This window comes from Bradyrhizobium sp. LA6.8 (assembly GCF_040547935.1).
In the GTDB taxonomy this organism is placed as follows: Bacteria; Pseudomonadota; Alphaproteobacteria; order Rhizobiales; family Xanthobacteraceae; genus Bradyrhizobium; species Bradyrhizobium barranii.
The window spans coordinates 26,429-38,455 of sequence record NZ_JBEPQQ010000009.1 but is presented as its reverse complement, the minus strand read 5'-3'; the positions used below and the strand labels follow the sequence as shown (position 1 = coordinate 38,455).

The following is a 12,027-nucleotide window of genomic DNA, read 5'->3' as shown; positions in this document are numbered from 1 at the left end:
GGTCAGTCGTCCGTTTCACCGGCCTCGTACAGCGCCTCGCGCCCGATCCGGTCGAGGCAGAGCTCGGCGGTCCAGGGTAGCATCAGCGAGCCGCAGCGGCTGTCGCGATAGATGCGCTCCAGCGGCAGCGAGCGGAGCATGGCCTGACCGCCGCAGGTGCGGATCGCGAGCGCGGCGAGCTCATTGGCGCCCTCCATCACCGAATATTGCGCGGCATAGGCGCGCAGCACCTGCTCCTTGCTTGGATTGGCGTGGGCCTCGGTGACCGCCTGGAACCAGATCGCCTTGATCTGCTCAAGCTTGATCTGCATCTGTGCGACCGCGATCTGCTTGGTCGGGTACATCCGGCGCTTGACCGGCGGCATGCCCGGCACCTCGCCGCGAAGATAGCGTACGGTGAAATCATAGGCGGCTTGCGCCAGGCCCATATAGGTCGGCGACAGCGTCAGGAACATATGAGGCCAGCGCATCGCTGCCTGAAAATAGACGCCGCGCGGCATCAGCGCGGAATCCTCAGGGACGAATACATCCTTGAACAGCAGCGTGCGAGAGACTGTGCCGCGCATGCCGAGCGGATCCCAGTCGCCGACCACCGAGACACCGTCCGATTTCGCGGAGATCGCGAGGTAAAGGGTGTTGCGGCGCGAGGCTTTTTCGCCCTCCTCCATCTCGGTGCAGAGCACGCCGTAATAGTCGGCATGACCGGACAGCGATGCAAAGATCTTCTTGCCGTTGACGATCCAACCGCCCTTCACGGGCCTTGCTTCCGTGCCGAACGCGACGCCGCCGGCCGCGGCCGCTCCGCCCTCGGAAAAGGGCTGCGAGTAGATCGCCCCATCCTCGACGATACGCTTGTAATGAACCGCGCGCCGCCGCTCGTGCTCGGCGCGGGTCTCCGCGTCCATGTCGAGATCGTCGGCGAGCGGACCTGACCACAGGGTCGAGCAGACGTGCATGTTCCAGGTGAGGGCGGTCGCGCCGCAATAGCGGCCGATTTCCGCTGCCGCCAGTGCGTAAGTTTGATAGTTCGCGCCGAGCCCGCCATGCTTCTTGGGAACCGCGATGCCGAGCAGGCCGACGCGATGCAGGTCGCGATAATTCTCTGTCGGGAAGATCGCCTCGCGATCGTAAGTCGCCGCGCGACCAGCGAACACGCTCTGGCCGATCTCGCGGGCGCGCGCGACGATGCCGGCCTGCTCGTCGCTCAGGCGGAATGCGACGGGATCGAAGATCGGAGCATCCAGCGCGACCTTGTCGGTTGCGCCGATGTTCTTTCTGACTTGCATGGTCATTGCGCAGCCACCCTACGTTTTGGTCGCGACGGAATTCAGGAACCGGCCGAGGGCTTCGTCGAACGCGTCAGGGCGTTCAAGGTTGGCGAGATGGCCGACCCCGGCCAGCTCGACATATTCGGCAGAGGGAATGAATGTTGCCGTCTTTGCCATCATGGTAGCAGGCGCGTTGTTGTCCTTGGAGCCGGACAACAACAGCGTCGGGACGGAAATGTCCTTGAGCGTGCTGCGCTGATCGAAGCCCATCAAAGCCAGCATCATGGCGCGATAGCTCGCCTCGGGCACGCTTGCCATGCACTCGCGCGCAAGCTCCATTCCCTTCGGATCAGGATCGTCGCCGACAAGCTCCTTCACCAGGGAAGGAGCCAGCGACTTCATGGTCTCGCCGCGATCGAGCGGCCCAAGCCGCGCCGCGATGAACGATTTCTGCCAATCGCCATCGGCCTTGCCGAAGGCCGGGCTGGTCTGCGCGAGGACGACCGCGCGGGCCAGCTTCGGAGATTGCGCCAGCCATTTCTGGACGATCATGCCACCGATCGAATGGCCGACCAGAATTGGCTTGGTTGCACCAAGCTGCTCAATGAATTGCTGGAGCGCATCGGCAAGGGCCGCGATGCTGACGCTGGCGAGCGGCGCCGATCCGCCGTAGCCCGGCATGTCCCATGCAATCGCGCGGAACTGGGTGCTGAATCTCGCGAGCTGCTGCCGCCAGGCCCGTGCCGCGCCGCCAATGCCATGCAGGAAGATCAGGGGTGTCGCGTCCGGATCGCCCGCGGCTTCATAGGCGAAGCGGCCGTCTTTTGTTATCATTGGCGCAGGCTGCGACACGCGACATCCTTTTGCTCGGCCGGTCGATGCTAACAGGCCTGTAGGGGATGGGAAGCGATAATTTTATACTTAAAGCAATTTTCGGGCCGGTCTCTCGCGCGAAGGCGTTCGCGGCGCTACGGCAGCTTCGTTGCAAAAACTTGAAGGTTAAAATATATCGAGGAACGATCAGCAGAGCCAAGGAGCCAGCGCATGTCCGGATTGCCGCACTCGCCGCACGCGCTCGTGACCGGTGGCGGTCGCGGCATCGGCCGCGCCATCGCAGCCTCTCTTGTCGGGGCAGGCGCAACCGTGACGGTGCTCGGCCGGAACGCCGCTGTTCTAGAAGAGGCGGTCAGCGCAGGTGCCGCGCATTTTGCTGCGATCGCCGACGTCTCGAACGAATTATCACTGAAAGCCGCTATCGCTGAAGCGAGCGCGCGAAAGCCGATCGACATCCTGATCGCCAACGCGGGAAGTGCAGAATCCGCGCCGTTCGCGAAATCGGACGCTGCCCTGTTTGCGCGCATGATGGACGTCAATTTCATGGGCGTTGTCCATGCCATCCAGGGCGTTCTGCCGGGCATGAAGGATCGTCCCTATGGCCGCATCGTCGCGATTGCCTCGACGGCAGGGCTCAAGGGCTACGCCTATGTCAGCGCGTATACGGCGGCGAAGCACGCCGTCGTCGGTCTCGTGCGCTCTCTTGCCCTCGAGACGGCCGGAAGCAATGTGACTGTGAATGCGGTGTGTCCGGGCTTCACCGACACCGATCTGGTCGCCGGCAGCATTGAAAACATCATGAAGAAGACCGGCAGGAGCCGCGAGCAGGCGATCGCCGAGCTCGCGAAGCACAATCCGCAGGGACGGCTGATCACGCCTCAAGAGGTGGCTGACGCAGTGCTTTGGTTGTGCGGCGAAGGCGCTGGCGCGATCACCGGGCAGGCGATTGCAGTCGCAGGCGGCGAAATCTAGTAGCGCGGAACAAACATAGTTAGGAGATCGCATGAGCAGACCAGCCAATCCTGTGACCGTGCCGCTCGCGGATTATTCGCCGCAGCACTTCCTGCTGGCGGTGGTCGACAGCGTTGCCACGGTGACGCTCAACCGTCCCGAGCGGAAGAATCCGCTGACTTTCGAGAGCTATCGGGAACTGACGGATTTCTTCCGCGCCTGCGCTTTCGATGATGCAGTCAAGGCCATCATCGTCACCGGCGCCGGCGGTAACTTCTCGTCCGGCGGCGATGTGTTTGAGATCATCGGCCCGCTCGTGAGGATGGACACCAAGGGGTTGACCGCCTTCACGCGGATGACCGGCGACCTCGTCAAGGCGATGCGCGCCTGCCCTCAACCCATTGTGGCCGCGGTCGAAGGCATCTGCGCCGGCGCCGGCGCGATCATCGCGATGGCATCGGATATGCGGCTCGCGGCGAGCGGCGCGAAGGTCGCGTTCCTCTTCAACAAGGTCGGCCTTGGCGGCTGCGACATGGGCGCCTGTGCGATCCTGCCGCGGATCATCGGACAGTCCCGCGCCTCCGAGTTGCTCTACACCGGCCGGTTCATGACGGCGGAGGAGGGCGAGCGCTGGGGCTTTTTCAGCCGCATCGTCACGCCCGAGCAGGTGCTGCCCCAGGCGCAGTTGCTGGCCAAGCAGGTTGCGGAAGGCCCGACCTTCGGCAACACCATGACCAAGCGGATGCTGGCGATGGAATGGGCGATGTCGATTGAAGAGGCGATCGAAGCGGAAGCGGTTGCCCAGGCGCTGTGCATGACCACGGCGGATTTCGAGCGCGCCTTTGAAGCATTCGCCAACAAGGTCAAGCCGGTCTTCAGGGGCGACTGAGCCCCGGACTTGCTGCGGGAAGCCAGCAACGGTGACTTGCGCCGCAATACCTGCCCGGAATCGATCAGATTTTCCGCAACGGCGTGCGCGACCGGCGGGATCTCGAGGAGCTGAGAATTAAGGCTAAGCCCAAGACCCGGGCCGAGCTCAAGGTGGAGGCGACAAAGCTGCTTGCGGCGGAGTGACCGCCCGTGCGACTTTAGCCCCATTGCCTGGCGTATTTTCGAGTGGAGTAAGGGCGATGAAGGCGATTATCGTCGGTGGCGGTATCGGTGGTCTCACCACGGCATTGATGCTGCGCTCGCGCGGCATCGGATGCGAGATTTTCGAGCAGGCCGACACCATCCGCGAGCTCGGCGTCGGCATCAACACGCTGCCGCATGCGATGCGGGAGCTTGCCGGCCTCGGTCTCCTCCAGCAGCTCGACGACGTCGCGATCCGCACCGACCAGCTCTATTACCTCAATCGCCACGGCCAGGAGGTCTGGCGTGAAGCCCGCGGCATCGACGCCGGCCATGACGTGCCGCAATTCTCGATTCACCGTGGCCGCCTTCAGGGCGTCATCCATCGCGCCGTCGAGGAGCGGCTCGGACCGGAGGCAATTCACACCGGCTGCCGCCTCGGCGCCTTCACGCAGGACGAGGGCGGCGTCACCGCTTATTTCTTCGACCGCTCGGGCGCGCACATCCATACTGCGCGCGGCGATATCCTGATCGGCGCTGACGGCATCCATTCTCGCGTTCGCGACACGCTGTTCCCGAACGAGGGACCGCCGTGCTGGAACGGCCTGATGCTATGGCGCGGTGCGCGCGATTGGCCGCTGTTCCTCACCGGCAAGTCGATGATCGTGGCCGGCGGCCTCAACGCCAAGGTGGTGATCTATCCGATCGCAGAGGGATCGAGCCAAGCGAGCCGTCTCACCAACTGGGCGGTGCTGGTGAAGGTCGGCGAAGGTAATGCCCCGCCGCCCCGGAAGGAAGACTGGTCGCGGCCCGGCCGGCGCGAGGAGTTGATGCCGCATGTCGCGCGCTTCTCGGTGCCCTATATCGACATCAAGAGCCTGATCTCGGCAACGCCTGAGTTCTACGAATATCCGACCTGCGACCGCGATCCCTTGCCTTACTGGTCGTCCGGGCGCGTTACGCTGCTCGGCGATGCCGCGCATCCCATGTATCCGGTCGGCTCCAACGGCGCATCTCAGGCGATCCTCGACGCGCGCTGCCTTGCCGATGCGCTGGTGCGCGCCGAGCATCCGCGCCAAGCTTTGCTTGAATATGAGAAGAAGCGTCTGCCGATGACCGCTGACATCGTCCGCTCCAACCGGCGCGGCGGCCCCGAGGGCGTCATCGACGCCGTCGAGCAGCTTGCACCCGATGGCTTCGACAACGTCGACAACGTGCTGAGCTATTCCCAGCGCGAGGCGATCGTGCGCGGCTACGCCACCAAGGCCGGCTTCGCCGCCGTGCCGGGTCTGGCGGCGGTGCGCGCTTAGGACTCGCTGCTAGCCGCCGGGCGGCGGCGGCAGGAAGTGGATGTTGAATTCGGCGGCTATCGCCACCACGTCCTCGGGCTTCTGTTCCTTCATGTTGTGAAGGCCCCAGAACAGGTCGAACAGCTTGCGGGTTGGCGACACCCAGAACAGCACCTTTGCGGTCTGCTCAGACTTGTTGAAGATGCCGTGCGGCACGCCCATGCCGAGGCGGATCAGATCGCCCGCGGTCGCCTGCGACTCCGAATTGCCGAGCACGAAGTCGAGTTTGCCCTCGAGCATGTAGAGATACTCATCCTGGTCGGGATGGATGTGCGGCGGCACGAATGTGCCCGGCGGCAATGTCGCGTGCCAGGAGAAGCTGTGCTCGGTATTGCTCTTCGGCACATAGGTCTGGCCGAGGATGTTCCAGGAAATGCCCTGGATCCCTTCATTGGCCCGTGTGATGCCGGTGATCTCGCTTTTCATTGCAGTCCTCCCGTAGTGCGGTGCGGCTTAGTTTGCCGCCTTGCAGTCCTTGGCATAGCGGTCGCCATAGTTCTCGAAGACCTTCTGAACGATCTCGGTCTGGAACTTGCCGTCCGCACGCTTAGCGACCTTGGTTAGATAGAAATCCTGGATCGGATAGCCGTTGGTGTTGAACTTGAAGGCGCCGCGCAGAGAGGTGAAGTCGGCCTTCTTCAGCGCAGCCCCAACCGCATCCTTGTTCGAGAGATCGCCTTTCACGGTCTTGACCGCGCTGTCGATCAGCATCGCGGCGTCATAGGCCTGGAAAGCGTAGGTGCCGGGCACGACGTTGTAGGCGGCTTCATAGGCCGCGACGAACTTCTTGTTCTGGGGATTGTCGAGATTGGGCGCCCAGTTCGCGCCGCCAAACATGCCGACGGCCGCATCCTGCTGCGCCGGCAAGGTCGATTCATCCACCGTGAAAGCCGAGAGCACCGGAATGCTGTCGGCAAGGCCGGCCTGCCGGTATTGCTTGACGAGATTGACGCCGAGGCCGCCCGGCATGAACGTGAACAGCGCATCGGGCTTCTGCGACGAGATCTTGGAAAGTTCCGGCTGGAAGTCCAGCGTGTTCAGCGGCATGTAGGATTCTTCGACGATCTCGCCCTTGTAGTCGAGCTTGAAGCCCGCCACCGAATCCTTGCCGGCCTGATAGTTCGGCACCATCAGATACATGCGCTTGTAGCCGCGATCCTGCGCCACCTTGCCGAGGATCTCGTGGACCTGATCGTTCTGGTACGACGTCACATAGAAGAACGGGTTGCAGTCCTTGCCGGCGAAAGTCGATGGGCCGGCGTTGGGGCTGATCAGGAACGTCTTGGACTCCGTAATGGGGCGGTGGATCGCCTGGAGGATGTTGGAGAAGATCGGGCCCACCACGAAGTCGACCTTGTCGCGCTCCAGAAGGCCCTTGACCTTCGTGACCGCTGCGTCGGGCTTCAACTCGTCATCGGCGACGATCACCTCGACATCTCGGCCCCCCATCTTGCCGCCGAGATCCTTCACGGCGAGCGCAAAGCCGTCGCGGACCTGCTGGCCAAGCGCGGCGGCGGGGCCCGACAGGGTCACGACCACGCCCAGCTTGATCTTCTCCTGGGCGAGGGAAGGGCTCACCGCGGTGCCGAGCAGCAGGGCGGCAGCGGCCAAGGTCGTTTGCGTCTTCATGATGTGTCCCCCGTGACGATCGGGCCTGCGCAGCAAGCCGCGTACTCCAATCCAAGCTTATGCCGATGATGGCGGCCGCGGCAAGCAAGCTCAAGGCGTGGCCATCCTGCGGGCAGTGGCGCATGCAAGTGGCGCGCCAATTATTTGAAGCCTAAAGAAATTCGAGTGTGGTCGATTGTTGCAGCTTTAGGCTTGCGGCCGGGGCCGATTTATTTGAAGCTCAAAACGTTGGGGAATCCGTGCTGGCGCCAGGGCCGGCCATGAGTGACTGCATCGAGATGCTCGATTCCGAGACCAAGGCCGTCGAGACGCCGGAGGACCACGCCGAAGAGCTTCGGCTGTGGCTGCGTCTGCTCACCTGCACGACCCTGATTGAAAGCGAAGTCCGTGGCCGCCTGCGACAGCGCTTCGACGTCACGCTGCCCCGGTTCGACCTGATGGCGCAGCTCGACAAGGCGCCCGATGGCATGACGCTGTCCGAGGTCTCCAAGCGCATGATGGTGTCCAACGGCAACGTCACCGGCCTCGTCGAACGGCTGGTGGAATCGGGCCATCTCGACCGGCGCACCTCGGAGACGGACCGCCGCGTCCAGGTGATCCGCCTCACAAAGCTGGGTCGCGCCGAGTTTCGCAGGATGGCTGCGGAACACGAGACCTGGATCGCCGATCTGTTCGCCGACCTGACCCCGAAGGATGTCCGCGAATTGATGCGGCTCCTGGCCAAGACAAAGGCGTCGGCGCAGAAATCGGCCGGTCGCCGCCGGCCGTAGTCCGCCAGCGGGGCACCCCGCCAGTCCCACCTTGCCGCAGGAAAATGCATGGGATGCCCAAAATCCGCTATTGCGCCGAATTGTTTTAAGCCTAAAATGTTTTCCAGATGATGCTGCCGGGTGCTTTCCATGCTGAAAGGAGCGTGCGATGGCCAACGCCGCTAAGGCTCAAGAGTCGGGCTCGTATGACGGCAACGCCGCGACGGCCCACGTCGATACATTCGCACGGCAGCATCTGCCGCCGCGCGAGTTCTGGCCCGAATTCATCTTCACGCGGCCGGAGCTGCACTACCCGCCGCGATTGAACTGCGTCAGCTATTTTCTCGACCGCTGGGTCGATCAGGGCCACGGCGACGCGCCGTGCGTCATCAGTCCGGCCGTCAGCTACACCTATCGCGAGCTGCAAGCGCTCGTGAACCGCATCGCCAACGTGCTGGTTCGCAAGCTTGGTCTCGTAACCGGCGGACGCGTGCTGCTGCGCTCCGCCAACAATCCGATGATGGTTGCGACCTATCTCGCGGTGATCAAGGCTGGCGGCATCGTCGTGGCGACCATGCCTCTGCTGCGCGCCAAGGAACTATCTTATCCGATCCAGAAGGCGGAGATTACACTCGCGCTCTGCGATGGAAAACTCTCGGAGGAGATGGAGAAGGCGAAAGCGGCGGCGCCCGGCCTCAAGCACGTGGTCTATTGGGGCAACGGCGCGTCGGACTCGCTCGAGGCGCTGATTGCTGATGCAAGCCCGGAGTTCAAGGCGGTCGATACCGCCGCCGATGACATCTGCCTGATTGCCTTCACGTCGGGCACGACGGGCGATCCCAAGGGCACCATGCATTTCCATCGGGATATGCTGGCGGTCTGCGACGGTTATGCGCACAACATCTTGAGGGCGGAGCAGAAGGATCGCTTCGTCGGTTCAGCCCCGCTCGCCTTTACCTTCGGCTTCGGCGGCGTGTTGTTTCCGATGCATATCGGCGCTTCCTTCGTCGTGCTGGAGAAGACGACGCCGGACGACATGCTGACGGCGATCGAGCAATACAAGACCTCGGTCTGCTTCACCGCGCCGACCGCCTATCGCGCCATGATCGGCAAGCTCGCAGGTCGCGACATTTCATCGCTGCGAAAGTGCGTCTCTGCGGGCGAGACCCTCCCCAAGCCGACATTCGATGCCTGGCTCAAGGCCACCGGCATCAAGCTGATGGACGGCATCGGTTCGACCGAGCTGCTGCACATCTTCATCAGCGCGACCGTGGACGAGATCCGTCCCGGCGCAACCGGCAAACCCGTGCCGGGTTACGAAGCAAAAATCGTCGATGACGACGGCAATGACCTGCCGCCGGGCACGATGGGGCGGCTCGCGGTGCGCGGCCCGACCGGCTGCCGCTATCTCGCCGACGAGCGGCAGCGCAAATACGTCCAGAACGGCTGGAACATCACCGGCGATACCTATCTGATGGATAGCGACGGCTACTTCTGGTACCAGTCGCGCTCCGACGACATGATCGTGTCAGCCGGGTACAACATCGCGGGCACGGATGTGGAGGCGGCGCTGCTGACGCATCCATCCGTAGCCGAGTGCGGCGTCGTCGGTGCGCCGGACGAGGCGCGTGGCATGATCGTGAAGGCCTATGTCATCGCCGCCCCCGGTGTGACGCCGGACGCTCAACTCGCAGCGGAGTTGCAGGAGCATGTCAAACGTGAGATTGCGCCTTACAAATATCCGCGCGCGATCGAGTTCGTGGTGCAACTGCCGAAGACCGAGACCGGCAAGTTGAAGCGATTTGCCCTGCGGCAGCTGGCGCAGGCTGCAGCGACGTCCTCTGGCGTTGCGGCGGAATAAGAGAAGGATGAAGAATTGTCCGTGACGACGCCGAAAGGCCCGCACCTCGCGGTGCTGCCGACAGCAGCCGAGAGCGAAACCGGCTCCAGGGCGCAGGTGCTCCAACCGTCCGGCTGGCCGCTACCGAAAGGCTATGCCAACGGCATGGCCGCCGAGGGACGCATCGTCGTCACCGGCGGCGTGATCGGCTGGGACGCCGAGGAGCGTCTCGCGGACGGCTTTGTCGCACAGGTGCGCCAAGCCCTGAGCAACATCGCCGAGATATTAGCCGAGGGGGGTGCGCGGCCCGAGCACCTCGTGCGGCTGACCTGGTACGTCGTCGACATGGACGAATACCTGGCGAACCTGAGGGAGCTCGGCAAGAGCTACCGTGCCACCTTCGGTGCGCACTATCCTGCGATGGCGCTGGTGCAGGTCGTCCGCCTCGTCGAGAAGGCGGCGCGCGTCGAGATCGAAGCCACCGCTGTCATTCCCCGCTAAGTCGCCTTCGGTTCGCGCCTAGCTGGCCCTGGCGAGATCGTCGTCCTCGGGCGAATTCAGATAGACGCCCGATACGGTGTCGACCCAGCACAGATGGTCGTGCACCTTCTTGACGCCCTCGACGTTCTCCGCCGCGACGACGGCGGCCTGACGCGCGCGTTCCTCGGTGATGACGCCGCTCAGATGAACGATGCCGTCCCGGACGATGACGTTCAGTCCGAACGGGCACCAGTCGTTTTTCTCCATGGTGTCGATGATACGGCCGCGAATGTGATCGTCGTCGGCCGTCGGATCCGGTACCTCGCGGGCGAGCCCCGCCACCGCCTGCAATAGATTGGCGCGCGAGACGATGCCGACGACCTTGTCGCCGCGTACCACCGGCAGCCGCTTGACGTTGTTCCGTTCCATGAGATCGACGATCTCCGCGAGCGCGGTATCCTCGGTGATGGTCACGACCGAGGCGGTCATCACCTCCGAGACCTTGCGGCCATGTTCGTGGACGAAATCGCTGGCGGATTTGCCGGGGCCGAGGATGAACCGCAGCCAGCGGCCTCGCTTGCGCCCGGTGCCGATTTCGCTGCGGCGGACGAAATCCCCCTCGGAGACCACGCCGACCAGCTTGCCGGCATCGTCGACCACGGTGAGGCCGCTGACGTGCCGCTTCAGCATGATGTTTGCCGCCTCGACGATGCTGGTGTGGGGGGCAACCGAGATGACCGAGCGGGTCATGATCTGGTGGGCGCGCATGGGGAAGCTCCGCAAGTTCACACGAATATCGATGTGTGGAGCTTAGGTCACCGGCAGGAAGCTGATTTGACCCAAGTCAAGCTGGTCCGCACCTAATCTTCGGGCTCTGCATTCGGGGCGAGGTCGGAGGAGCGGAACGGCTTGGCCTTGTCCAGTTTCCGGTAAGCGTTCGTGGCGGTCCGCAACAGCTTCTTTTGGCGCTTCCGGTTGAGGAAGCGAATGCCCGCCTCGGGGACGGCCTCGTTCAGTGATGCTGCCAGGGTTTGCCCTCGCGCATCGTCGTTCAATTGCCCGAGGGACTTCTGCGCCTTGCGCAATTGCTTGAGGATCGACTTCTGTTTGGTCAGCGATTCGTCTGCAAACAAATCCTCTAGCGATTCGATCGAATAGGTCAGCCGCTTGTTGAGGAGCCGCAGCTTGTGCCGTTTTCCGACGTCGAGCTTGCGCAGTTTCCGCGCCTTCCTGAGCAGCGTCGTTTCCCATTCCGTGAGCTGCGTCGTCGCGTGGTCGGCAAGCGGGCAGCGGCGCAATCGGATGGCATCCTTGCTGCGCCGGGTCGACCAAGGACCGCTCTCGATCCAGGCCGAGGTCTGCTCGACGAGACGGCGATACCGCGCCGATTGCAGCGCGCGCGCCAGCAGGCGGTGGCTCTCGGCACGCTTCTCGTCCCAATGCTGAAGCTCGGCGATCACGTCAAGCTCACCCCCGCTCTCGGCGATAACCCGCTCGATCGCCACGTCGAGGTCGCGCACCATGCCGAGCTGGCTGTTCAGCCATTTCAGTTCGGCCCAGACATTCGGCCGCAGGGCATCGTCGACCATGGGCGAGAAGAAGCGGATGGCGGTGCGCAGATGCGTCAGTGCGATCCGGATCTGATGCAGCGCCTCGGGATCGCCGTGGCAGGTGCCATCGTGCTGGGCGAGGACGGCATCGAGGTGACGGCGGGCGATGATCCGGAACGCGGTGTCGCAGGCCATGCCGGGGCTGAGGCGGCCCGGCAGAACATTGCGCCGTGCCGCAGGCTTGGCGCGAGCGGTCGCCATCGAACTCGTGGTGGGTCGCGCCATCCTAGCCCGCGCCAATCAGAT

Annotated in this window: 12 protein-coding genes; 6 read left to right on the top strand and 6 right to left on the bottom strand. The window is 63.6% G+C overall.

The features are described 5' to 3' along the window. Positions 1-2: 2 nt before the first annotated feature. The gene (locus tag ABIA90_RS34325) at positions 3-1,292 is read right to left on the bottom strand and encodes an acyl-CoA dehydrogenase family protein (RefSeq protein WP_354120459.1); all 1,290 of its coding nucleotides are present in this window, start codon (positions 1,290-1,292) and stop codon (positions 3-5) included. 12 nt (positions 1,293-1,304) lie between these two features. Beyond that, complete coding sequence (locus ABIA90_RS34320; RefSeq protein WP_354120460.1) at positions 1,305-2,102, bottom strand: alpha/beta fold hydrolase; 798 nt, start codon at positions 2,100-2,102, stop codon at positions 1,305-1,307. A gap of 210 nt (positions 2,103-2,312) precedes the next feature. Here ABIA90_RS34320 and ABIA90_RS34315 point away from each other — a divergent pair, with 210 nt between their 5' ends. From ABIA90_RS34315 to ABIA90_RS34305, 3 genes are all read left to right on the top strand, one after another. After that, positions 2,313-3,074, top strand: coding sequence for an SDR family NAD(P)-dependent oxidoreductase (locus tag ABIA90_RS34315; RefSeq protein ID WP_014493755.1), 762 nt, complete (start codon positions 2,313-2,315; stop codon positions 3,072-3,074). Between the two features lie 31 nt (positions 3,075-3,105). After that, on the top strand, positions 3,106-3,942 hold the full coding sequence (locus tag ABIA90_RS34310) for an enoyl-CoA hydratase family protein (RefSeq protein WP_354120461.1): 837 nt from the start codon (positions 3,106-3,108) through the stop codon (positions 3,940-3,942). A 241-nt stretch (positions 3,943-4,183) separates the two neighbouring features. Then, positions 4,184-5,434: a flavin-dependent oxidoreductase gene (locus ABIA90_RS34305; RefSeq protein WP_354120462.1), complete on the top strand. Its 1,251-nt coding sequence runs from the start codon at positions 4,184-4,186 to the stop codon at positions 5,432-5,434. A gap of 9 nt (positions 5,435-5,443) precedes the next feature. Here the strand turns inward: ABIA90_RS34305 and ABIA90_RS34300 are convergent, their stop codons facing one another. Together ABIA90_RS34300 and ABIA90_RS34295 are read right to left on the bottom strand one after the other, a co-directional pair. Further along, positions 5,444-5,899, bottom strand: a complete 456-nt coding sequence (locus ABIA90_RS34300; RefSeq protein ID WP_354120463.1) for a cupin domain-containing protein — start codon at positions 5,897-5,899, stop codon at positions 5,444-5,446. A 27-nt stretch (positions 5,900-5,926) separates the two neighbouring features. Then, a complete protein-coding gene (locus tag ABIA90_RS34295) occupies positions 5,927-7,102 on the bottom strand; it encodes an ABC transporter substrate-binding protein (RefSeq protein WP_354120464.1) in 1,176 nt (391 codons plus the stop codon). A gap of 260 nt (positions 7,103-7,362) precedes the next feature. Between ABIA90_RS34295 and ABIA90_RS34290 the strand changes: the two genes are divergently transcribed. The 3 genes from ABIA90_RS34290 to ABIA90_RS34280 all read left to right on the top strand — a co-directional run bounded on the left by ABIA90_RS34290 (position 7,363) and on the right by ABIA90_RS34280 (position 10,192). Then, on the top strand, positions 7,363-7,872 hold the full coding sequence (locus ABIA90_RS34290; protein ID WP_354120465.1) for a MarR family winged helix-turn-helix transcriptional regulator: 510 nt from the start codon (positions 7,363-7,365) through the stop codon (positions 7,870-7,872). Positions 7,873-8,020: 148 nt separating this feature from the next. Beyond that, positions 8,021-9,712: a benzoate-CoA ligase family protein gene (locus tag ABIA90_RS34285; RefSeq protein WP_354120466.1), complete on the top strand. Its 1,692-nt coding sequence runs from the start codon at positions 8,021-8,023 to the stop codon at positions 9,710-9,712. A gap of 21 nt (positions 9,713-9,733) precedes the next feature. After that, positions 9,734-10,192 carry a RidA family protein gene (locus ABIA90_RS34280; protein WP_502916662.1) on the top strand — a complete coding sequence of 153 codons (459 nt, stop codon included), beginning with the start codon at positions 9,734-9,736 and terminating at the stop codon, positions 10,190-10,192. An 18-nt stretch (positions 10,193-10,210) separates the two neighbouring features. Here ABIA90_RS34280 and ABIA90_RS34275 read toward each other — a convergent pair whose 3' ends face one another. Together ABIA90_RS34275 and ABIA90_RS34270 are read right to left on the bottom strand one after the other, a co-directional pair. Next, on the bottom strand, positions 10,211-10,939 hold the full coding sequence (locus tag ABIA90_RS34275) for a CBS domain-containing protein (RefSeq protein ID WP_354120468.1): 729 nt from the start codon (positions 10,937-10,939) through the stop codon (positions 10,211-10,213). Positions 10,940-11,031: 92 nt separating this feature from the next. Then, positions 11,032-12,006 carry a CHAD domain-containing protein gene (locus ABIA90_RS34270; RefSeq protein ID WP_354120469.1) on the bottom strand — a complete coding sequence of 325 codons (975 nt, stop codon included), beginning with the start codon at positions 12,004-12,006 and terminating at the stop codon, positions 11,032-11,034. Positions 12,007-12,027: the final 21 nt, after the last annotated feature.